At 65.9% G+C, this 20,920-nt stretch carries 25 protein-coding genes; 21 read left to right on the plus strand and 4 right to left on the minus strand.

Features of this window, described 5'->3' with window-relative positions:
* Positions 1-55 precede the first annotated feature (55 nt).
* Both glmS and glmU read right to left on the minus strand, forming a co-directional pair.
* A complete protein-coding gene (glmS, locus tag C5F44_RS07900; protein ID WP_107672974.1) occupies positions 56-1,873 on the minus strand; it encodes a glutamine--fructose-6-phosphate transaminase (isomerizing) in 1,818 nt (605 codons plus the stop codon).
* A 4-nt stretch (positions 1,874-1,877) separates the two neighbouring features.
* Positions 1,878-3,227 carry a bifunctional UDP-N-acetylglucosamine diphosphorylase/glucosamine-1-phosphate N-acetyltransferase GlmU gene (gene glmU / locus C5F44_RS07905; RefSeq protein WP_107672975.1) on the minus strand — a complete coding sequence of 450 codons (1,350 nt, stop codon included), beginning with the start codon at positions 3,225-3,227 and terminating at the stop codon, positions 1,878-1,880.
* 84 nt (positions 3,228-3,311) lie between these two features.
* Between glmU and C5F44_RS07910 the strand changes: the two genes are divergently transcribed.
* Positions 3,312-3,986, plus strand: coding sequence for an HAD-IA family hydrolase (locus C5F44_RS07910; RefSeq protein WP_107672976.1), 675 nt, complete (start codon positions 3,312-3,314; stop codon positions 3,984-3,986).
* Positions 3,987-4,022: 36 nt separating this feature from the next.
* On the opposite strand, the gene C5F44_RS07915 is transcribed toward C5F44_RS07910, so the two are convergent.
* Positions 4,023-4,373 (minus strand): hypothetical protein, encoded by a 351-nt coding sequence (locus C5F44_RS07915; protein ID WP_107672977.1) that lies wholly within the window; start codon positions 4,371-4,373, stop codon positions 4,023-4,025.
* A 148-nt stretch (positions 4,374-4,521) separates the two neighbouring features.
* Between C5F44_RS07915 and C5F44_RS07920 the strand changes: the two genes are divergently transcribed.
* From C5F44_RS07920 to C5F44_RS07930, 3 genes are read left to right on the plus strand one after another with little or no spacing between them, the layout of a single operon-like run.
* The gene (locus tag C5F44_RS07920; protein ID WP_107672978.1) at positions 4,522-5,763 is read left to right on the plus strand and encodes a TCR/Tet family MFS transporter; all 1,242 of its coding nucleotides are present in this window, start codon (positions 4,522-4,524) and stop codon (positions 5,761-5,763) included.
* Positions 5,750-6,979, plus strand: a complete 1,230-nt coding sequence (locus C5F44_RS07925; RefSeq protein ID WP_107672979.1) for a DegT/DnrJ/EryC1/StrS family aminotransferase — start codon at positions 5,750-5,752, stop codon at positions 6,977-6,979. The genes C5F44_RS07920 and C5F44_RS07925 overlap by 14 nt, the downstream gene beginning before the upstream one ends.
* Before the next feature lie 17 nt (positions 6,980-6,996).
* Entirely contained in the window at positions 6,997-7,425 is a 429-nt protein-coding gene (locus C5F44_RS07930; RefSeq protein WP_107672980.1) for a thermonuclease family protein, read from the plus strand.
* Positions 7,426-7,429: 4 nt separating this feature from the next.
* Here C5F44_RS07930 and C5F44_RS07935 read toward each other — a convergent pair whose 3' ends face one another.
* On the minus strand, positions 7,430-7,846 hold the full coding sequence (locus C5F44_RS07935) for a hypothetical protein (protein ID WP_107672981.1): 417 nt from the start codon (positions 7,844-7,846) through the stop codon (positions 7,430-7,432).
* Between the two features lie 362 nt (positions 7,847-8,208).
* Between C5F44_RS07935 and C5F44_RS07940 the strand changes: the two genes are divergently transcribed.
* From C5F44_RS07940 to nuoK, 17 genes are all read left to right on the plus strand, one after another.
* Positions 8,209-8,574 (plus strand): NADH-quinone oxidoreductase subunit A, encoded by a 366-nt coding sequence (locus C5F44_RS07940; RefSeq protein WP_107672982.1) that lies wholly within the window; start codon positions 8,209-8,211, stop codon positions 8,572-8,574.
* The gene (locus tag C5F44_RS07945; RefSeq protein WP_107672983.1) at positions 8,565-9,098 is read left to right on the plus strand and encodes a NuoB/complex I 20 kDa subunit family protein; all 534 of its coding nucleotides are present in this window, start codon (positions 8,565-8,567) and stop codon (positions 9,096-9,098) included. The genes C5F44_RS07940 and C5F44_RS07945 overlap by 10 nt, the downstream gene beginning before the upstream one ends.
* Before the next feature lie 4 nt (positions 9,099-9,102).
* A complete protein-coding gene (locus tag C5F44_RS07950; protein ID WP_107672984.1) occupies positions 9,103-9,711 on the plus strand; it encodes an NADH-quinone oxidoreductase subunit C in 609 nt (202 codons plus the stop codon).
* On the plus strand, positions 9,708-10,952 hold the full coding sequence (locus tag C5F44_RS07955; RefSeq protein WP_107672985.1) for an NADH-quinone oxidoreductase subunit D: 1,245 nt from the start codon (positions 9,708-9,710) through the stop codon (positions 10,950-10,952). The genes C5F44_RS07950 and C5F44_RS07955 overlap by 4 nt, the downstream gene beginning before the upstream one ends.
* 98 nt (positions 10,953-11,050) lie before the next feature.
* The gene (gene nuoE / locus C5F44_RS07960; protein ID WP_107672986.1) at positions 11,051-12,139 is read left to right on the plus strand and encodes an NADH-quinone oxidoreductase subunit NuoE; all 1,089 of its coding nucleotides are present in this window, start codon (positions 11,051-11,053) and stop codon (positions 12,137-12,139) included.
* Positions 12,140-12,182: 43 nt separating this feature from the next.
* Entirely contained in the window at positions 12,183-12,839 is a 657-nt protein-coding gene (locus C5F44_RS07965; RefSeq protein ID WP_146161916.1) for an NADH:ubiquinone oxidoreductase, read from the plus strand.
* Between the two features lie 12 nt (positions 12,840-12,851).
* A complete protein-coding gene (locus C5F44_RS07970) occupies positions 12,852-13,082 on the plus strand; it encodes a DUF5337 domain-containing protein (protein WP_107672988.1) in 231 nt (76 codons plus the stop codon).
* Between the two features lie 12 nt (positions 13,083-13,094).
* A complete protein-coding gene (gene nuoF, locus C5F44_RS07975) occupies positions 13,095-14,390 on the plus strand; it encodes an NADH-quinone oxidoreductase subunit NuoF (RefSeq protein ID WP_107672989.1) in 1,296 nt (431 codons plus the stop codon).
* A gap of 2 nt (positions 14,391-14,392) precedes the next feature.
* Positions 14,393-14,812 (plus strand): hypothetical protein, encoded by a 420-nt coding sequence (locus C5F44_RS07980; protein WP_107672990.1) that lies wholly within the window; start codon positions 14,393-14,395, stop codon positions 14,810-14,812.
* A gap of 149 nt (positions 14,813-14,961) precedes the next feature.
* Positions 14,962-15,363 (plus strand): DUF5333 domain-containing protein, encoded by a 402-nt coding sequence (locus C5F44_RS07985; protein WP_107672991.1) that lies wholly within the window; start codon positions 14,962-14,964, stop codon positions 15,361-15,363.
* 85 nt (positions 15,364-15,448) lie between these two features.
* Positions 15,449-17,467, plus strand: a complete 2,019-nt coding sequence (gene nuoG, locus C5F44_RS07990; RefSeq protein ID WP_107672992.1) for an NADH-quinone oxidoreductase subunit NuoG — start codon at positions 15,449-15,451, stop codon at positions 17,465-17,467.
* Between the two features lie 2 nt (positions 17,468-17,469).
* Positions 17,470-17,913 carry a hypothetical protein gene (locus C5F44_RS07995; protein WP_107672993.1) on the plus strand — a complete coding sequence of 148 codons (444 nt, stop codon included), beginning with the start codon at positions 17,470-17,472 and terminating at the stop codon, positions 17,911-17,913.
* 10 nt (positions 17,914-17,923) lie between these two features.
* Positions 17,924-18,961, plus strand: coding sequence for an NADH-quinone oxidoreductase subunit NuoH (gene nuoH, locus C5F44_RS08000; protein WP_107672994.1), 1,038 nt, complete (start codon positions 17,924-17,926; stop codon positions 18,959-18,961).
* Between the two features lie 4 nt (positions 18,962-18,965).
* Positions 18,966-19,460 (plus strand): NADH-quinone oxidoreductase subunit NuoI, encoded by a 495-nt coding sequence (nuoI, locus tag C5F44_RS08005; RefSeq protein ID WP_107672995.1) that lies wholly within the window; start codon positions 18,966-18,968, stop codon positions 19,458-19,460.
* A complete protein-coding gene (locus tag C5F44_RS08010) occupies positions 19,457-19,867 on the plus strand; it encodes a carboxymuconolactone decarboxylase family protein (RefSeq protein ID WP_107672996.1) in 411 nt (136 codons plus the stop codon). The genes nuoI and C5F44_RS08010 overlap by 4 nt, the downstream gene beginning before the upstream one ends.
* Positions 19,864-20,472 (plus strand): NADH-quinone oxidoreductase subunit J, encoded by a 609-nt coding sequence (locus tag C5F44_RS08015; RefSeq protein ID WP_107672997.1) that lies wholly within the window; start codon positions 19,864-19,866, stop codon positions 20,470-20,472. Before C5F44_RS08010 ends, C5F44_RS08015 begins: the two co-directional genes overlap by 4 nt.
* Before the next feature lie 85 nt (positions 20,473-20,557).
* Positions 20,558-20,863, plus strand: a complete 306-nt coding sequence (nuoK, locus tag C5F44_RS08020) for an NADH-quinone oxidoreductase subunit NuoK (RefSeq protein ID WP_107672998.1) — start codon at positions 20,558-20,560, stop codon at positions 20,861-20,863.
* Positions 20,864-20,920 lie beyond the last annotated feature (57 nt).

Genomic DNA, 20,920 nt, shown 5'->3' on the forward strand with positions numbered 1-20,920 from the left:
CGGGGGCGTCAGGCAAGCGCCCCCGTGCAGGCCAGAGCGGCTTTCCCGTCCCGCGTCACTCAACCGTGACGGATTTTGCCAGATTGCGCGGCTGATCGACATCGGTGCCTTTTGCGATGGCGGTATGATAAGCCAGCAACTGCGCCGGGATGGCATAGAGGATGGGCGCCCAGAGCGGGGCCACCGGCGGCAGGGTCAGGGTTTTCCAGGTGCCCTGCGCGGCGGTTTCCACGCCTTCGGCATCGGACAGGAGCAGCACCTTGCCGTTGCGGGCCATCACTTCCTGCATGTTCGACACGGTCTTGTCGAAGAGCGCATCCTTGGGGGCCAGGACGATGACCGGGACGGCGGCGTCGATCAGGGCGATGGGGCCGTGCTTCAGTTCGCCCGATGCGTAACCTTCGGCGTGGATGTAGCTGATTTCCTTGAGTTTCAGCGCGCCTTCCAGGGCCAGCGGGAACATCGGGCCGCGGCCAAGGAACAGGATGTCCTGCGCCTTGGCCAGATCCTTGGCGATGCGGGCGATGGGGTCCGACAGGCCAAGGGCGGCGTTCATCAGGCCGGGCAAGGCGCGCAGATCCTCAAGCCGTCGGGCAAGGGTGGCGGCGTCGATGGTGCCCCGGTCCTGCGCGGCCTTGAGCGCCATCAGCGCCAGAACGGTCAACTGGCAGGTGAAGGCCTTGGTCGAGGCGACGCCGACCTCGACGCCCGCCAGGATGGGCAGTGCCAGATCGGATTCGCGGGCGATCGAGGAGGTGGGGACGTTCACCACCGAAACCACGCGGGCCACCTTTTCCTTCACATGGCGCAGCGCGGCCAGCGTATCGGCGGTTTCGCCCGACTGGCTGACGAAGACCGCCATCGAGGCAGGCGACAGCACCGGGTCGCGGTAGCGGAATTCCGAGGCGACATCGACCTCGGCCGGCAGGCCGGCGATCTGTTCGAACCAGTATTTCGCAACATGGCAGGCATAGCTGGCGGTGCCGCAGGCGACCAGCGTCACGCGGTCGATGCCCTTGAACGACAGGGCCTCGGGCAGTTCCAGCGTGCCACGGGCCGAAGTGTAATGTTTCAGCGCATCGGCCAGAACCACCGGCTGTTCGGCGATTTCCTTGGCCATGAAATGCTTGTAGCCGGCTTTCTCGATCCGGGTCGCGTCCAGATGGATGCGGGTTTCCGGGCGGTTGGCCCGGCGGCCGGCGGCATCGAAGATCTCGGCGCCCTTGCGGGTGACGACCGCCCAGTCGCCTTCTTCCAGATAGGTGATGCGGTCGGTCATCGGGGCCAGCGCGATGGCGTCGGAGCCGACGAACATTTCCCCTTCGCCATGGCCGATGGCCAGCGGGCTGCCCTTGCGGGCGGCGATCAGCAGATCCTCTTCGCCGTCGAACAGGAAGCACAGCGCGAAGGCGCCGTGCAGCCGCGACAGGGTTTCGCGGGCGGCCTCGACCGGGGTGGCGCCGGCGTCCATCGCGCGGCGCACCAGAAGGGCAACCGCTTCGGTGTCGGTGTCGGATTCCTGAACATAGCCGGACGCGGCCAGTTCTTCGCGCAGTTCGCGGAAGTTCTCGATGATGCCATTATGGACCACGGCCACCGGGCCGGCGCGGTGGGGGTGGGCGTTCTTGATCACCGGGCCGCCGTGGGTGGCCCAACGGGTGTGGCCGATGCCGGCCTTGCCGGGCAGGGGATCGTGGACCAGCAGGTCCGAGAGGTTCACCAGCTTGCCCACGGCGCGGCGGCGGTCGAGTTTGCCGCCGTTGACGGTGGCGATGCCGGCGCTGTCATAGCCGCGGTATTCCAGACGCTTCAGCGCCTCGACCAGAAGGGGGGCCACTTCGTGGTGGCCAAGGACGCCGACAATACCGCACATGGACTTAACCTTTCACCTTCGCGGCCTTGAGGGCGCGGAGTTTTTCAAACAGACGGGTGGCAAGGCCGGGCTTGTTGACCTGCCGGGCACGGGCCAGGGCGATGGCCTCGGCCGGAACATCTTCGGTGATGACGCTGCCCGAAGCGGTCAGCGCGCCATCGCCCACGGTGACGGGGGCGACCAGCATGGTGTCCGAGCCGATGAAGGCGCGTTTGCCGATGCGGGTGCGGTGCTTCATCACGCCGTCATAGTTGCAGGTTACGGTGCCGGCGCCGATGTTGGTGTATTCGCCGATGTCGGCATCGCCGATATAGGTCAGGTGGCCGACCTTCACGCCTTCATCAAGGATGGCGTTCTTGATTTCCACGAAATTGCCGACATGCACGTCTTCGGCCAGTTCGGCGCCGGGGCGCAGCCGGGCGAAGGGTCCGACATCGGCCCCGCGCGAGACGTGGCAGCCTTCAAGATGGCAGAATCCCTTGATCTCGGCCCCCGATTCAATGGTCACGCCGGGGCCGAACAGCACGTTCGGGCCGATGATGGCATCGCGCCCGATATGGGTATCCAGCGCGAAGAACACGGTTTCCGGGGCGGTCAGGGTGACGCCGTTTTCCAGTGCCTCGGCGCGGGCGCGGGCCTGGAAGGCGGCCTCTGCCTCGGCCAGTTGGGCACGGGTGTTCACGCCCATCGTCTCGGATTCGTCACAGGTGACGACACCGGCGGACAGGCCGGCGGCGCGGGCCAGTTCCACCACGTCGGTCAGATAGTATTCGCCCGCCGCATTGGCATTGCCGATCTGTGAGATAAGACGGAACAGCGTTTGCGCCTCGGCGCAGATCACGCCGGAATTGCAAAGCGTTATGGCGCGTTCTTCAGGCGTGGCATCCTTGAATTCGCGGATGGCAAGAAGCTGGTCGCCCTGCGTCAGAAGCCGGCCATAGCGGCCGGGGTCGCGAGCGTGGAAGCCCAGCACCACAACGGCATGGCTGGCGCGGGCGGCCAGCATCGCCTCCAGCGTTTCGGGGCGGATGAAGGGGGTGTCGCCGTAAAGCACGATCGCCTCGCCCGGCAGATCGGCCAGAAGCGGCGCGGCCTGGGCAACGGCATGGCCGGTACCCTTCTGTTCTTCCTGCACCACGACTTCGGCGGTCTCGTCAAAGGCGCGGGCGGCGGCGGCCACCGCCTCGCCGCCATGGCCGACCACGACGACGCTGCGCACGGGGTCCAGCGCGCGGCCCGCGGCCATGGCGTGATGCAGCAGGGGGGCGGCTGCCACCTTGTGCAGCACCTTGGGCGTGTCGGAATTCATGCGCGTGCCCTGGCCCGCGGCCAGGATGATGAGCGAGACCTGCATTCTGCCCCTTCCTTTTCTTTGGCGCCGGTTTTACGGCGAAGGCGGCGGGCCGCCAAGGGGCGGCTTCTCACAGAGGGTTGCGGGATGTTGCAAGGCGGAAAATGTGTGGTCTTCGATCTGGACGGCACGCTGGCCGATACATCCGCCGACCTGCTGGCGGCGGCGAATGCCTGTTTCCGTGCCATGGGACGCGGCGATCTGCTGGGGCCGGACGATACGCTGACCGCCTTTCACGGCGGGCGGGCCATGCTGCGGCTGGGGTTTTCGCGGATCGGCCGGGCCGGGGACGAGGCCGAGGTTGACGCCTGGTATCCGCGGCTGCTGGAGGCCTATGCCGAGGGGATCGACACCCATACCCGGCTTTACCCTGGCGCGGTCGAGGCGGTTGTGGCCCTGCGGGCGGCGGGGCTGGCGGTGGCCATCTGCACCAACAAGCCCGCCGGTCTGGCGGAAGACCTGCTGCGGCGGCTGGGGGTGCGGGATCTGTTCGGCGCCATGGTGGGGGCTGACACCCTGCCGGTGCGCAAGCCCGATCCGGCGCCCTACCGTCTGGCGGTGGAAACGGCTGGCGGGGTGGTGGGGCGGTCGATGCTGGTGGGCGACACCGAGACCGACCTGAAGACGGCGCGCGCCGTGGGGGTGCCTTGCGCGCTGGTCAGCTTCGGCCCCGAAGGGCCGGGCATTGCCCGGCTGCGCCCCGAGGCATTGCTGCACGCCTATGCCGATCTGCCGGCACTGGCGGCGCGGCTTCTGGCCTGAGGGCCGCCGCCCGGCAGGGCGGCGGCGGGGGCTGTGTCAGAGGAAGTTCTTCTTGCACCAGGGCGCGGTCTTGTCGAATTCCTTCATCAGGTCGGGCAGGCTGCGGGTGGCAAAGATCTTCTGGAACCGCTGCACCATCGCCTGTGCCTTCTGTTCATCGGTGCCGGGCACATGGTCCAGCATCACCACGGCGGCCGATTGCGCCCAGTCAAGATCGCCCTTGCTGATGTAGCCGGCGGAATAAAGCTCGTCCGAGACCATGTAGAGCAGGGCCGAACATTGCAGCGCCTGCGCGGCGCGGCCCTGGATCACCAGATCGGCATGGGCGGGCAGGGTGGCCGACAGGCCAAGGGCAAGGGCGGCGGGGGCAAGGAAGCGGATCTTCATGGCAATTCCATCGGGTTGAGGGGCTGGTGGCGAATGTTCGCCGCGGATGAGGCCATGATGGCGCGGCGGGGGGCGATGGGCCAGTGACAAAACCTGTCATTCCCGCTCAGGTTTGACAGGCGCAACGCAAGGGCCTAAGCCGCCCGGCATGAGCCGCGCCCTGTCCAGCCCGCCTTCGCGCCATGCCGCGAATTTTGTCATGCTCACCGTGTTTCTGGACATGGTGGGTTTCGGGCTGATCATGCCCGTGATGCCCGCGCTGATCGAGGAGGTGGGCCATACCGGCATCGACCAGGCCGCGATCATTGGCGGCTGGATGTTTGCCGCCTTCAGCCTGGCACAATTTGCCTTTGCGCCGCTGATGGGCAACCTGTCGGACCGCTATGGCCGCCGGCCGCTGCTGTTGCTGGCGGTGTTCGGGCTGGGGCTGGACTTCGCCTTTTCGGCGGTGGCGCCCACGCTGTTCTGGCTGTTCGTTGGCCGGGTTCTGGCCGGCATCTGCGGGTCAAGCTGGGTGATCGCCAATGCCTATATCGCGGATGTGACCCAGCCCGAAGGCCGGGCGCGGGCCTTTGCCATGATGGGCGCCGCCCTGAGCGTGGGCTTCGTGATCGGGCCGGCGATCGGGGGGATGCTGGGCGAATTCGGCCCGCGCGTGCCGTTCTGGGTGGCGGCGGCGGTGTCGATGCTGAATTTCGTCTATGGCTGGTTCGTGCTGCCCGAAACGCTGGCACCGCAGAACCGCCGCGAGTTCCAGTGGTCGCGCGCCAACCCCTTTGCGGCCTTCCGGGTGTTCGCCACCTATCGGGGCGTCCTGCCGATGTGCCTGCTGATGGGGCTCTATTTCTTCTCGACCTCGGTCTATCCGGCGATCTGGTCGTTCTGGGGCATTGCCAAGTTCGGCTGGAGCGAAGGCATGGTCGGCCTGACGCTGGCCATGTTCGGGCTGGTGACGGGGGCGTTTCAGGCCGGGCTGACCGGGCCGGTGGTGGCCCGCTTCGGCGAGGCGCGGACGGCGATGTTCGGGCTGGCCTGTTCGATGCTGGCGGTGCTGGGCTATGGTCTGGCGACCGGGGTCGTCATGGTGTTTGCACTGATGATCCTGCACGGGCCCGAGGGCTTTGCCCATCCGGTGCTGACCGCGATGATGTCGCGCCGGGTGCCCGAGGATGCGCAGGGCGAGTTGCAGGGCGGGATTTCCGCGATCACCAATGTGGCGATGCTGGCGGGCACGGTGTTCTATTCCTTGGTATTCGGGCATTTCATGGCGCCGGGCCGGGCCTGGCAATCGCCGGACATCGCCTATTGGGTGGCGGCGGGGTTCATGGTGCTGACGCTGGGGCTGTTTGTGCTGCTGAAACGGCGGGAGGACCGGCTTGGAACGGTTTGAGGGAAGTTTCACCCAGCAGGAGCCGATTCCCGAGGCCGGGATCGCGGCGGCGCTGGCGGTGCTGCGGCACGGGCGGCTGCACCGCTACAACACCGCGGGCGACGAGGTGGCGGAAGCCGCGCTTCTGGAAGAGGAATTCGCCGCCTTTACCGGGGCGCGCTATTGCCTGGCCGTGGCCTCGGGCGGCTATGCCATGGGCTGCGCCTTGCGGGCCTTGGGCGTGGGGCAGGGTGTGCCGGTGCTGACCAATGCCTTCACGCTGGCCCCGGTGCCGGGCGCGATTGCGGCGGTCGGCGGGCAGCCGGTCTTTGTCGAGGTGACCGAAGACCTGATCCTGGACTTTGCCGATCTTGAGGCGAAGGCGCGGGCCACCGGATCGCGGGTGCTGCTGCTGTCGCACATGCGGGGGCATGTCTGCGACATGGACGCGCTGATGGCGCTGTGCGCCCGGCTGGGCGTGGCGGTGATCGAGGATTGCGCCCATACGATGGGGGCCGAATGGCGGGGCGTGCCCAGCGGGCGGCACGGGCTGATTGGCTGCTATTCGACGCAGACCTACAAGCACATGAATTCGGGCGAGGGCGGGTTCTGCATCACCGATGATGCCGAAATGGCGGCGCGGATGATCCTGCTTTCAGGCAGCTACATGCTGTATGCGCGCCACCGCGCCGCGCCGCCGCCCGAGGTGTTCGAGGCGATCCGGCTGGAGGTGCCCAATGTCTCGGGCCGGATGGACAATCTGCGCGCGGCGATCCTGCGGCCACAGATCGCCATGCTGGCCGACCGACGCGCCCGCTGGGCCGCGCTTTATCGCGGAATGGAGGCGGGGCTGGCCGGGGTGCCGGGGCTGCGGCTGATACCGCGCCCCGAGGAAGAGGCCTATATGGGATCATCCTTCCAGTTCCTGCTGCCTGATTGGGAGGAGCCGCGCATCGTGGCCTTCCTTGCGGGCTGCGTGGCGCGTGGGGTTGAGCTGAAATGGTTTGGCGCCGGTGATCCGGTGGCGTTCACCAGCCGTTATGTGCATTGGCGCTATGCCGGCGAACAGTCCTGCCCGCAGACCGACCGGGTGCTGCGTGGGCTGGTGGACATGCGGTTGCCGCTGACCTTTTCCGAGGCCGATGTGGCGCAGATCGCCCGGATCGTGCGGGCCGAGGCGCTGCGGATCGGGCAGGCCGAGACCGTCGAGGCGGTGGCTGCGCCGCAGGTTCAATAGGCGCCCGGTCCGGGCGGATGCGGCTGGACGCCACCCTTGTCGCCTATTGCGGGCTGACGGTCTTTGCGTTGCTGCGCTTCGCGGACTGGGCCGCTCCGGTACCGCTGCCGGGCGGGGCCTGCCGGGTGGGCTATGTCTATGACGGGGATTCGGTTGAACTGATCTGCCCTGACCTGACCGAGACCGCCCGGCTGATCGGGCTGGACACGCCCGAACTGAAAGGCGCCTGCGCGGCCGAGACGGCGGCGGCCGGGGCCGCCAAGGCGGCGCTGACCGCGGCGGTGCGCCGGGCGAAGCGGGTGGAGATCGGGATCGAGGGGCGCGACCGCTATGACCGGCCGCTGGTGCATCTGGTGCTGGACGGCACGGATGCCGCCGATGTGATGCTGAAGGCCGGGCACGGGCGCCCCTATGACGGCGGCGCCCGCGAAGGCTGGTGCGACTGACCGTTTACTGCGGATAGGGCGAGGTGCCGCCAAGGCTGTCGTTGGTGTGCCGGATCAGCACATCACACAGGCAGGCCGTATCGGTACAGGCATCGCGGGCGGCGATGAAGCTGTCGTCACGCGGCGGGTTGGTCAGATCAACCTCTTGCCCTGTCGCGTTTTCCACGGCGTAGACCCAGGCCAGATCGTCCAGTCGGCCCATGCGCCACAGCAGCATGTCGGGGGCCTCGACCGCATCGCACAGCAGCACATGTGCGGGCAGGGTGGGCGCGTCGCAGGAAATGTCGGACAGGACCATGGAATAGGCCGGTTCCAGATCGGCGATCCGTGCCTCGACCGCGGCGGCATCAACGGGGCAAATCGGCGCGGCGGCCAGAGGCAGCGGCGCCAGCAGGGCGCAAAGGGCGGGCAGAAGGCGCATGGCGAACCTTTCAGGCAAGTGTGTCTTGCAGCAGACAAGTCCTTGGTCTGGCTGCGGTCAAGGTCTGGAAAGCGGCCCTTCCGCCGTGGCTTTGCCGCGATCCTGGGCAAGTTATCCGCGACTCATCCGCGCAGGGTGGCCCGCAGGGACGCACCCCCCGGCTTGCGGGGGGCTTCGGTCGGCTCGACCAGAGCGGGAAAATCGGCACACCATTGCATACAAGCCGCGAAATCCTTTGTTTCAGACACCTGAATCCCGCCCCCCATGCGTTGACCCCAGCCGGGGCGCGGAGTAAACGGGGCGCAGAGTTCAAGCGGGTGTGAATACCCGCAGCTCGCTGTCGCCAGCTGAAGGAGCTTCTCGTGGACGCGCTTCTCCGGGAGTATCTGCCCATTCTCATTCTGCTTGCTGTCGCAGCGGGGCTGGGCCTGATCCTGATCCTTGCCGCCGCCGTGCTTGCGGTTCGCAACCCCGACCCTGAAAAGGTGTCGGCCTATGAATGTGGTTTCAACGCATTTGACGACGCGCGGATGAAGTTCGACGTGCGCTTCTATCTGGTGTCGATCCTGTTCATCATCTTCGACCTGGAAGTGGCCTTCCTCTTCCCCTGGGCGGTGGCCTTCGGCGACCTCAGCATGACGGCCTTCTGGTCGATGATGGTCTTCCTGGCCGTCCTGACCATCGGCTTTGCCTATGAATGGAAGAAGGGGGCCCTGGAATGGGAGTGAGCACCGGACCGAACACCGCCGGCGGTGACCAGGAGGTCATGGTTCAGGCGCTGAACCGCGAGCTTCAGGACAAGGGCTTCCTGCTGACCTCGACCGAGGACATCATCAACTGGGCGCGTATCGGCAGCCTGCACTGGATGACCTTCGGTCTGGCCTGCTGCGCGGTCGAGATGATGCACACCTCGATGCCGCGCTATGATCTGGAACGCTTCGGCACCGCGCCGCGCGCCAGCCCGCGCCAGTCGGACCTGATGATCGTGGCAGGCACGCTGACCAACAAGATGGCCCCGGCGCTGCGCAAGGTCTATGACCAGATGCCCGAGCCGCGATATGTGATCAGCATGGGCTCTTGCGCCAATGGCGGCGGCTATTACCACTACAGCTATTCCGTGGTGCGCGGCTGTGACAGGATCGTGCCGATCGACGTTTACGTTCCCGGCTGTCCGCCCACGGCCGAGGCGCTGCTTTACGGTATCCTGCAGTTGCAGCGGAAGATCCGCCGCACCGGCACCCTGGTGAGGTAACCCGATGCCCGAGACCGCCCTTCAGGATCTGGCCGCCGCGATCGAGATGAAGCGGGCCGATGCCGTGCTTGCCTCGTCCGTCGCCTTTGGCGAACTGACGCTGACCGTTGCGCTGCCGCATCTGGAAAGCCTGATCGAATTCCTGCGCGATGATCCGGCCTGCCGGTTTTCGTCGCTGGTGGACATCACCGCCATCGACCACCCTGAACGCCCGGCGCGGTTCGACGTGGTGTATCACTTCCTGTCGATGTACCGGAACCACCGCATCCGCCTGAAGGTGGCGGTGCGCGAAGAGGACATGGTGCCCTCGATCATTGGCCTGCACCCCAGCGCCAACTGGTTCGAGCGCGAGGTGTTCGACATGTTCGGCATCCTGTTCTCGGGCCACCCGGACCTGCGGCGCATCCTGACCGACTACGGTTTCCGCGGCCATCCGCTGCGCAAGGATTTCCCGACCACCGGCTATGTCGAGGTGCGTTATGACGAGGCGCGCAAGCGCGTGGTCTACGAGCCGGTGAAACTGGTGCAGGAATACCGCCAGTTCGACTTCATGTCCCCCTGGGAAGGGGCCGAATACATCCTTCCCGGCGACCAGAAGGCAGGTGCGAAATGATGGACGGCGATATCCGGCAGAACGCCTATGACGACGGCACCGTCGATACGCTGACCAACGAGCAGCGCATCCGCAATTTCAACATCAACTTCGGCCCCCAGCACCCGGCGGCGCATGGCGTGCTGCGGCTGGTGCTGGAGCTGGACGGCGAGATCGTCGAACGCTGCGACCCGCATATCGGCCTGCTGCATCGCGGCACCGAGAAGCTGATGGAAAGCCGCACCTATCTGCAGAACCTGCCGTATTTCGACCGGCTGGATTATGTGGCGCCGATGAACCAGGAACATGCCTGGTGTCTGGCGATCGAAAAGCTGACCGGGGTGGTGGTGCCGCGCCGGGCCAGCCTGATCCGGGTGCTGTATTCCGAGATCGGCCGTATCCTGAACCACCTGCTGAACGTCACCACGCAGGCCATGGACGTGGGCGCGCTGACGCCGCCGCTGTGGGGCTTCGAGGAACGCGAAAAGCTGATGGTGTTCTACGAACGCGCCTGCGGTGCGCGTCTGCACGCGGCCTATTTCCGGCCGGGCGGGGTACATCAGGACCTGACGCCCGAGCTGATCGACGACATCGAGACCTGGGCGCAGGCCTTCCCCAAGGTGCTGGATGACATCGACAGCCTGCTGACCGAAAACCGCATCTTCAAGCAGCGCAATGCCGATATCGGCGTGGTCAGCGAGAAGGACATTCAGGACTGGGGCTTTTCCGGCGTGATGGTGCGCGGATCGGGCTTTGCCTGGGATCTGCGGCGCAGCCAGCCCTACGAATGTTACGACGAGTTTGACTTCAAGATCCCGGTCGGCAAGAACGGTGACTGTTATGACCGCTATCTGTGCCGCATGGCCGAGATGCGGGAATCGACCAGCATCATCCTGCAGGCCGTGGCCAAGCTGCGCGAGCCGGCCGCCAAGACCGACGTGATGGCGCGCGGCAAGCTGTCGCCGCCGAAGCGGGCCGAGATGAAGACCTCGATGGAGGCGCTCATCCACCACTTCAAGCTGTACACCGAAGGCTTCCACGTTCCGGCGGGCGAGGTCTATGCCGCGGTCGAGGCGCCGAAGGGCGAATTCGGGGTCTATCTGGTGGCCGATGGCACCAACAAGCCCTACCGCGCCAAGATCCGCGCACCGGGGTTCCTGCACCTGCAGGCGATGGATTACATCTGCAAGGGCCACCAACTGGCCGACGTGTCGGCCATCATCGGCACCATGGACGTGGTGTTCGGGGAGATCGACCGATGATCGAGACAACCGCCTTCGGCCTGGTTCCCACGTTCCTTGCCCTTTTCCTGGTGCCTGCTGCGGCGCCTTTCCTTCCGCTTCTGCTGTCGGGTCTCTGAATGCTTCGTCGCCTTTACCACACCCAGCCTGACAGCTTCGCCTTCACCCCGGCGAACCTGGAATGGGCCAAGGGCCAGATCTCGAAATATCCGGCGGGCCGTCAGGCCAGCGCCATCATTCCGCTGCTGTGGCGGGCGCAGGAACAGGAAGGCTGGCTGTCCCGCCCGGCCATCGAGCATGTCGCCGACATGCTGGGCATGGCCTATATCCGCGCGCTGGAAGTGGCGACCTTCTACTTCATGTTCCAGTTGCAGCCCGTGGGCAGCGTGGCGCATGTGCAGATCTGCGGCACCACAAGCTGCCTGATCTGCGGCGCCGAAGACCTGATCGCCGTCTGCAAGGAGCTGATCGCGCCCACGCCGCACACGCTGTCGGCCGATGGCAAGTTCAGTTGGGAAGAGGTCGAGTGCATGGGCGCTTGCGCCAATGCCCCGATGGCCCAGATCGGCAAGGACTATTACGAAGACCTTGACGCCGCCAAGCTGCGCGCGCTGATCACGCGGTTCTCGTCGGGCGAGGTTCCGGTGCCCGGCCCGCAGAACGGGCGCTATGCCGCAGAGCCGGCGGGGGGGCTGACCTCGCTCAAGGAATTCGAATCCGGGCGCCGGCAGTACAATGCCAGCGCGCAGCTTGCGGTGGACATCGGTGATACGGTGAAGCGGATCGACGGCACCGAGGTGCCGCTGACGACCCCGTGGCTGGGCAAGGCTGCGGTTGCGGCCGAGAAGCCCAAGGCTGCGGCCAAGCCCAAGGCAGCGTCGAAGGCGGCCGAGCCTGTCAAGCTGGCCGATGCGCCGGTGGCGGCGAAAAAGCCCAAGGTGCTGAAGGCGGCGCGCAAGGGCAAGGCGGATGACCTCAAGCTGATCTGGGGCGTCGGCCCGAAACTTGAGGAACTGTGCCACACGCTTGGCTTCTTCCATTTCGACCAGATCGCGGCCTGGACCGCGGACGAGGTTGCCTGGGTTGACGAGAATCTTGAAGGCTTCAAGGGCCGGGTGTCGCGCGACCGCTGGGTTGCGCAGGCCCGGGTTCTGGCAGCCGGCGGCACGGCCGAAGAGGCCGAGCGCATCGGGCGCGGCGAAGATTGAGCAATGACCCCGGACCTCGGGGTCCAACTTGGGAGTGACGGATATGGCTGATGTCAGGTTCGAAGGTGCACCCTTGCTTGAAGGCTGGGTGATCGGTGCTGCCATGGGGTTGGTCGCCTTTGCGGCGTCTGTTGTCGTGGGCGAGTTCGCCCTTATGCCGGCGGCGTTCTTCGGCGTCGTCGTGGCTGGCGCTGCCGGTGCCGTGATGGGGTTCCCGTGGTGGATCGGCGGGCCGGTTTCGCCCGCATCCTCGGCCGCCTTCGCGGCCCGTGTCGCCGCGGCCGATGAAGCGCGCGCGGCGGCCCGCGCTGCCCAGGCCCCGGTTGCGAAACTTGCGCCGGTTGCCAAGGTTGCGGCCGCGCCGGCCGAAGTGGATGCGACGCCGGCTGCGCTGATCTCGACCCCGGTCGAAACGGCAGGTGGCCCGGCCCGTCATGCCGCGCCGCTGAATGGCAAGGCCGATACCCTGCGCGACATCGAAGGTGTCGGCCCCGTGACCGAACGGTTGCTGAACCAGTTGGGCTTCTGGCATTTCGATCAGGTTGCCAACTGGACCGAGGCCGATGTGGCCTGGGTGGAATCGAACCTGCGCGGCTTCAAGGGCCGGGTGACTCGCGACAAATGGGTGGCTCAGGCGAAGATCATCGTGACCGAGGGCATGGCCAGCTTCCGCCAGCGTGCCCGCCGCAACGATTACTGAGGCCGCACTGGAATGACTGATCTGCAGAAGCCGCGTGCGAAGATCGACCCCCGGGCCGGGCAGGCCCGGATAGTTGCTCTGGTGATTGCCGGCACGATGCTTCTGTGGATGGGCGCGCAATGGCTGGGGGGACAGATGGGCTGGCCGGCCCGCTATGTCTTTCTCTTCGACCTTGCCGCCCTGGCCGCGTTCACCTGGGCGCTGGTCGTGACGTATCAGATCTGGCGTGGACGCCAGGGTTAAGGAGCCAGACGGATGCTGAAGGATCAGGACCGTATCTTCACCAACCTTTACGGGATGCATGACCGCAGCCTGAAGGGCGCGATGAAGCGCGGCCATTGGGATGGCACCGCCGGGCTGATCGCGCTTGGCCGGGACAAGCTGATCGACATCGTGAAGGCCAGCGGCCTGCGTGGCCGGGGCGGGGCAGGCTTCCCCACCGGCATGAAGTGGAGCTTCATGCCCAAGGTGTCGGACGGCCGCCCGTCCTATCTGGTGATCAACGCAGACGAATCCGAACCCGGCACCTGCAAGGACCGGGAGATCATGCGCCATGATCCCCATACGCTGATCGAGGGCGCGCTGATCGCGTCTTTCGCCATGGGGGCGAACACCTGCTATATCTACCTGCGCGGCGAATACATCCGCGAGCGCGAGGCGCTGCAGGCGGCGATCGACGAATGTTATGACGCGGGCCTTCTGGGCAAGAACGCGGCCAAGTCGGGCTTCGACTTCGACCTGTATCTGCACCACGGCGCCGGCGCCTATATCTGCGGCGAGGAAACCGCGCTGCTGGAAAGCCTGGAAGGCAAGAAGGGGATGCCGCGGATGAAGCCGCCGTTCCCCGCGGGGGCGGGCCTTTACGGCTGTCCGACCACGGTGAACAACGTCGAATCCATCGCGGTGGTGCCCACCATCCTGCGCCGGGGCGCGGAATGGTTCGCCAGCTTTGGCCGGCCCAACAACACCGGGACCAAGCTGTTCGGCATCTCGGGCCATGTGGTTCACCCCTGCGTCGTGGAAGAATCGATGTCGATCCCGCTGCGCGAGCTGCTGGAAACCCATTGCGGCGGCGTGCGCGGCGGCTGGAAGAACCTGAAGGCGGTGATTCCGGGCGGGTCTTCGGTGCCGCTGCTGACCGCGGCGCAATGCGACGATGCGATCATGGATTTCGACTGGCTGCGCGAACAGCGGTCGGGTCTGGGCACGGCGGCGGTGATCGTGATGGACCAGTCCACCGATGTCATCAAGGCGATCTGGCGGCTGTCCAAGTTCTACAAGCATGAAAGCTGCGGCCAGTGCACGCCCTGCCGCGAAGGCACCGGCTGGATGATGCGGGTCATGGACCGTCTGGTCCGGGGCGAGGCCGAGATCGAAGAGATCGACATGCTGATTTCGGTGACGAAACAGGTGGAAGGCCACACGATCTGCGCGCTTGGCGATGCGGCGGCCTGGCCGATCCAGGGCCTTGTGCGCGCCTTCCGCGACGAGATCGAAGACCGTATCAAGGCCCGCAAGACCGGCCGCATCAGCGCCGTGGCGGCGGAATAAGCATGGCCACCGCCCTCCATACCGCTGCGGGCACCGGCCCCCTGCGCTGCCGTTCGGCGGCCGCGGGGCTGATGGCCGTGGCGCTGGCGGGCTGCGTGGCACCGCAGGACGAGCTGGACCGCGTTGGCGCGGCGAAGGCGGTTCCGTTGGCGGAGGTCGTGGTCGATGGCCGCGCCTTTTCGGTTCAGGTCGAAGGGCGGGGAACCGGGCTTCGGCTGACCGCAGACGGCGCCCGCCCGGTTGAAGGGCGGCTGGTGCGTGTGGCGGCCAGCGCGTCGCCCCTGGCAATGGACGAGGGCGCGGTTGCCAAGAAGGCGGCCCGCCAGGGTTGCGGCAAGGCCGGCGGCCGGTTCAACGAGGTGGCCATCGGCGTCTATGAACGGTCCGGAGCGGCTTGGGTCTTTGCGGGGGCCTGCGCATGATCACGCAAGGTTTCAGCATCGGCGGATCACGGCAGGGCCACGAAGGCGTGCTTTGGGCTGCGGGCCGGGGACTGACAGGATGCTTGCGTCCGGGCGCACGGGGGAAAGCCCCGGCGTCTGCGGGCAGAGCAGACTGTGGAGCGATCCCCATGAAGATTTTCAAGACCCTTGCCCTGTCGCTTGTCATGGCCAGCCCGGCCTTCGCGCTGGAACCGCTGGCGACCGAGAAGTTCATCAACGACAGCCTGCGCGCCGGTCGCATCGGCGATGTCATCCGCAAGACCTGCCCGACCATCGACGCGCGCATGTTCACCGTCTGGTCGAAGCTGGAAGAGCTGAAGCGCTATGCCCGCCAGAAGGGCTATCCCGAAGACGAGGTCCGTGCCTTTCTGAAGGATGAAACGCAGAAGGCGCGGATCAAGAAGGAAGCTGCGGCCTGGCTCAAGGCGGCCGGCGCGGTGGAAGGCAAGGCCGAGACCTATTGCAAGGTCGGCCGCGACGAGATTGCGAAGGGCAGCCTGATCGGCAGCCTGCTGAGGGACAGGTCGTGATCCGGCGTCGGGTCACGCAACAGGATGGCGGCGGGCGGCACCGGGTTGGTGCCGTGCGTCTTGTCAGGACGGGAAGGGCGTAGGCATGTCGAACCTGAAGAAAATCAACATCGACGGCATCGAGATCGAGGTCGATGGCGCGATGACGATCATTCAGGCAGCCGAAGTTGCCGGGATCGAGATCCCGCGCTTCTGCTATCACGAACGGCTGACCATCGCGGGCAATTGCCGGATGTGTCTGGTCGAGGTGGTCGGCGGCCCGCCGAAGCCCGCCGCAAGCTGCGCGATGCAGGTGCGCGACCTGCGCCCCGGCCCGAATGGCGAGGCGCCGGTCGTCAAGACCAAATCGCCCATGGTCAAGAAGGCCCGCGAGGGGGTGATGGAGTTCCTGCTCATCAACCACCCGCTGGACTGCCCGATCTGCGACCAGGGTGGCGAATGTGACCTGCAGGATCAGGCCATGGCCTATGGCGTGGACTTCAGCCGCTACCGCGAGCCGAAGCGGGCCAGCGAGAACCTGAACCTTGGCCCGCTGGTCAAGACCGAGATGACTCGCTGCATTTCCTGCACCCGCTGCGTGCGCTTCACGACCGAGGTCGCGGGCATCACCCAGATGGGCCAGACCGGACGCGGCGAAGACAGCGAGATTACCAGCTATCTGAACGTGACGCTGGATTCGAACCTTCAGGGCAACATCATCGACCTGTGCCCGGTCGGCGCGCTGACCAGCAAGCCCTATGCCTTTACCGCCCGTCCGTGGGAACTGACCAAGACCGAATCCATCGACGTGATGGATGCGCTTGGGTCGAACATCCGCGTCGATACCAAGGGCCGCGAAGTGATGCGCATCCTGCCGCGCAACCATGACGGCGTGAACGAGGAGTGGATCAGCGACAAGACCCGCTTCATCTGGGATGGTCTGCGCCGGCAGCGGCTGGACGTGCCTTACGTCCGCGACAACGGCCGCCTGCGCAAGGCAAGCTGGGCCGAGGCACTGGAACGCGCGGCCAAGGCGATGAAGGGCAAGCGGGTTGCCGGTCTGGTGGGCGATCTGGCCCCGGTCGAGGCGGCCTTCAGCCTGAAGGCGCTGGTGGAAGGTCTGGGCGGCCACGTCGAATGTCGCACCGATGGCGCGCGCCTGCCGGCGGGCAACCGTTCGGCCTATGTCGGCACCGCGAAGATCGAGGACATCGACAGCGCCCGCCGTATCCTGATCATCGGGTCGAACCCGCGGATCGAGGCGCCGGTGCTGAATGCCCGTATCCGCAAGGCCTGGACCAATGGCGCGGATGTGGCGCTGATCGGCGAGGCGGCGGACCTGACCTATGACTATGCCCATCTGGGCAATGACCGCGCCACGCTGGCCGGGATGCTGACGCAAGACCTGGCGAACAAGGCCGGTACGCCGGGCATCGTGATCGTGGGGCAGGGCGCCCTGAACGAGGCGGATGGCGAGGCGGTTCTGGCCCATGCCATGCGCATCTGCGAACTGGGCGACTGCAAGCTGCTGGTCCTGCACACGGCCGCGTCGCGCGTGGGGGCGATGGATGTGGGCGCCGTGACCGAGGGCGGGCTGACGGCCGCCACCGACCATGCCGAGGTGATCTTCAACCTGGGCGCGGACGAGGTGGAGATCGCCGCCGGTCCCTTTGTCATCTATCAGGGCAGCCATGGCGACCGTGGCGCGGCCCGCGCCGATGTGATCCTGCCCGCGGCGGCCTATACCGAAGAGAACGGGCTGTTCGTCAACACCGAGGGCCGGCCGCAACTGGCCTTCCGTGCCGGGTTCGCCCCGGGCGAGGCCAAGGAAAACTGGGCGATCCTGCGGGCGCTGTCGGCCGAACTGGGGGCGGCGCTGCCGTGGGACAGCCTGGCGCAACTGCGCGGCGCGCTGGTCAAGGCGCATCCGCATCTGGCCGAGATCGACGAGGTGGCCGAGAACGCCTGGCAACCGCTTGAACTGCGGGCGCCCGGCAAGGCCACCTTCCGCAATGCGATCAGGGATTTCTACCTGACCAACCCGATCGCGCGGGCGTCGGCGGTGATGGCCGAGCTTTCGGCGATGGCCAAGGCGCGGGCGGCAACCCCGATGGCGGCGGAATGAGGATGTTTGGCCCCCGGACCCTGGGCTGCGGCCTTGGCCTGATCGTCGCTTCGGCGGCGCTGGCCGGCTGCGTGCCTGCGGATGGGGCGGACAAGGCCAGCGGGGCCGAACCGAAAGACGCGGCGGCCAAGGTGTCGAACGCGGAATATCTGGGCATCGAGGCGGTGCCCATGGATGAGGACATGATCAGCTTCCGCCTGACAATGACGGGTGTGAAGGACGAGGCGGAGGTCGTGGCCTATGGCCGCTGCGCCGCCGCACAATACGCGCTGACCCGGAAAGCCGGGTTCGTGCGGCATGTCCGCACCAAGGTGGACAAAGAAGGCAAGACATGGCGGGGGGATGCGGTCTATCTCATCTCGACCGCCTTGCCCGCAGGGCGCAAGGTGATCGACGCCAAGGTTCAGGTGAAAGATTGCGGCCTGCAGGGCATTCCGACGGTGTAAGGGACGGACAATGGACGGATTTCTGGATACAGGCCTCGGGACGACGCTGCTGATCGCAGCACAGAGCCTGCTGATCGTCGCTTTCGTGATGATCAGCCTCTTGTTCCTTGTCTATGGCGACCGCAAGGTCTGGGCCGCGGTGCAGATGCGCCGGGGGCCGAACGTGGTGGGGCCGTTCGGCCTGCTGCAATCGGTGGCCGACGCGCTGAAATTCGTGGTCAAGGAAATGGTGATCCCGGCGGGCGTGGACCGTCCGGTGTTCTTCCTGGCCCCGATGCTGAGCTTCGTGCTGGCCATTCTGGCCTGGGCGGTGATCCCGTTCGACAGCGGCTGGGTTCTGGCCGACATCAACGTCGCCATCCTGTTTGTCTTTGCGGTGTCGTCGCTGGAAGTCTATGGCGTGATCATGGGCGGTTGGGCGTCGAACTCGAAATACGCCTTCCTGGGGTCGCTGCGGTCGGCGGCGCAGATGATTTCCTATGAGGTCAGCCTTGGCCTGATCATCATCGGCATCATCATCTCGACCGGCAGCATGAACTTCAGCCATATCGTGGCGGCTCAGGATGGCAACTGGGGCCTGTTCAACTGGTACTGGCTGCCGCATCTGCCGATGGTGGTGCTGTTCTTCATCAGCGCGCTGGCCGAAACGAACCGCCCGCCCTTCGACCTGCCGGAAGCGGAATCCGAACTGGTGGCGGGGTTCATGGTGGAATATTCCTCCACGCCCTACCTGCTGTTCATGGCCGGCGAATACATTGCCATCTTCCTGATGTGCGCACTGATTTCGCTGCTGTTCTTCGGCGGCTGGCTGTCGCCCATCCCTGGCATCGCCGATGGCTGGTGGTGGATGGTGGCGAAGATGTGGTTCTTCTTCTTCCTCTTCGCCATGGTGAAGGCCATCGTGCCGCGCTACCGCTATGACCAGCTCATGCGGATCGGCTGGAAGGTGTTCCTGCCGCTGTCGCTGGGCTGGGTCGTGCTGGTGGCCTTCCTGGCCAAGTTCGAAATCCTGGGCACCTTCTGGGCCCGCTGGACCCTGGGGGGCTGATCCAATGGCCAACATCGACTGGAACCGCGCCACCCGCTACTTCCTGATGACGGATTTCATCAAGGGCTTTGCCCTGGGGATGAAATACTTCTTCGCGCCGAAGACCACGCTGAACTATCCGCATGAAAAGGGGCCGCTGTCGCCCCGGTTCCGCGGGGAACACGCGCTGCGCCGCTATCCCAACGGCGAGGAACGCTGCATCGCCTGCAAGCTGTGCGAGGCGGTCTGCCCGGCGCAGGCCATCACCATCGACGCCGAACCGCGCGAGGACGGCAGCCGCCGCACCACGCGCTATGACATCGACATGACCAAGTGCATCTACTGCGGCTTCTGTCAGGAAGCCTGCCCGGTGGACGCCATCGTCGAAGGCCCGAACTTCGAGTTTTCGACCGAGACCCGCGAAGAGCTGTTCTACACCAAGGAAAAGCTGCTGGAGAACGGCGCCCGCTGGGAAGCCGAGATCGCCCGCAACCTTGAACTGGATGCGCCCTACCGATGACCGACGCCTATACCAGAATGTTCCAGCAGATGATGGAAAGCGGGCAGGAAATGCTGCGCGCCTTCAATCCTGCGCTTGAGAACATGAACGTCAGCGGTCTGGACAAGATGTTTCCCACCATGTCGAAGGACATGCTGGAAATGTGGTTCGGCAAGACCTTCAACCGCGAAGGGCTGGATGCCAAGACCCGGCTTCTGGTCACGCTGGCGGCGCTGACGGTTCTGGGCGCGCAGGGCGAGCCGCAGATCCGCATGACGGTGCGCCACGCGCTGGAAGCGGGGGCGACGGAACGCGAGATCGCGGAAGTGATCTGGCAGATGAGCATGTTCGGCGGCCTGCCCGCCATGCAGAAGGCGCTGGAGACCGCCCAATCGGTCTTTGCCGAAAAGAAGGAAGGAACGTCATGAGCGTTGCCGATATCGCATTCTACGCCTTTGCCGTGGTGACGGTGGTGGCGGGGCTGATGCTGACCATCAGCCGCAACCCGGTGCATTCGGTGCTGTGGATGATCCTGTCCTTCCTGGGCGCCGCCGGTCTGATGGTGCTGATGGGGGCCGAATTCGTCGCCATGCTGGTGATGATCGTCTATGTCGGCGCGGTCGCGGTGCTGTTCCTGTTCGTGGTGATGATGCTGGACGTGGACTTTGCCGCGCTGAAGGGCGAGATCAGCCGCGCCATGCCGCTTGCATTGCTGATCGGTGTGGTGCTGATCATCCAGATCAGCCTTGGCATCGGCGCCTGGGTCGAGGCGGACGGGGCCCTTGGCCTGCGCGATGCGCCGGCGCCGCATGGCGTGGACAATGCCCGCGCGCTGGGGCTGATCCTTTATGACAAATACGGCTTCCTGTTCCAGATCGCCGGGCTGATCCTGCTGGTTGCCATGATCGGGGCGATCCTGCTGACGCTGCGCCACCGCAAGGACATCAAGCGGCAGAACGTGCTGCAACAGATGTGGCGCGACCCGGCCAAGGCGATGGAACTGAAGGACGTGAAGCCGGGGCAGGGGCTGTAAGCCCACGCCGCAAGGCTGCCGCAACGGTTCGGGCCGACCGGCCCAGAGGAACGACAACGGGCAAAAGACCCGGAGGGAACGAGAGATGGTGGGACTTGAACATTACCTGACAGTCGCCGCGGCGCTGTTCGTGATCGGGATCTTCGGGATCTTCCTGAACCGGAAGAACGTGATCGTCATCCTGATGTCGATCGAACTGATGCTGCTGTCGGTCAACCTGAACCTCGTCGCCTTCTCGGTGCATCTGGGCGATATGGTGGGGCAGGTCTTCACCCTGTTCGTGCTGACGGTCGCCGCGGCCGAGGCCGCCATCGGCCTGGCCATCCTTGTCGTGTTCAACCGCAACCGCGGGACGATCGACGTGGAAGACGTGAACGTGATGAAGGGTTGAGGGCATGGTCGCAAGGGTAGGGGACCGCAACGCCTTCGGGCTGCGGGTCACGGCGGT

The organism is Fuscovulum blasticum DSM 2131, assembly GCF_003034965.1.
Taxonomy (GTDB): Bacteria; Pseudomonadota; Alphaproteobacteria; order Rhodobacterales; family Rhodobacteraceae; genus Pseudogemmobacter; species Pseudogemmobacter blasticus.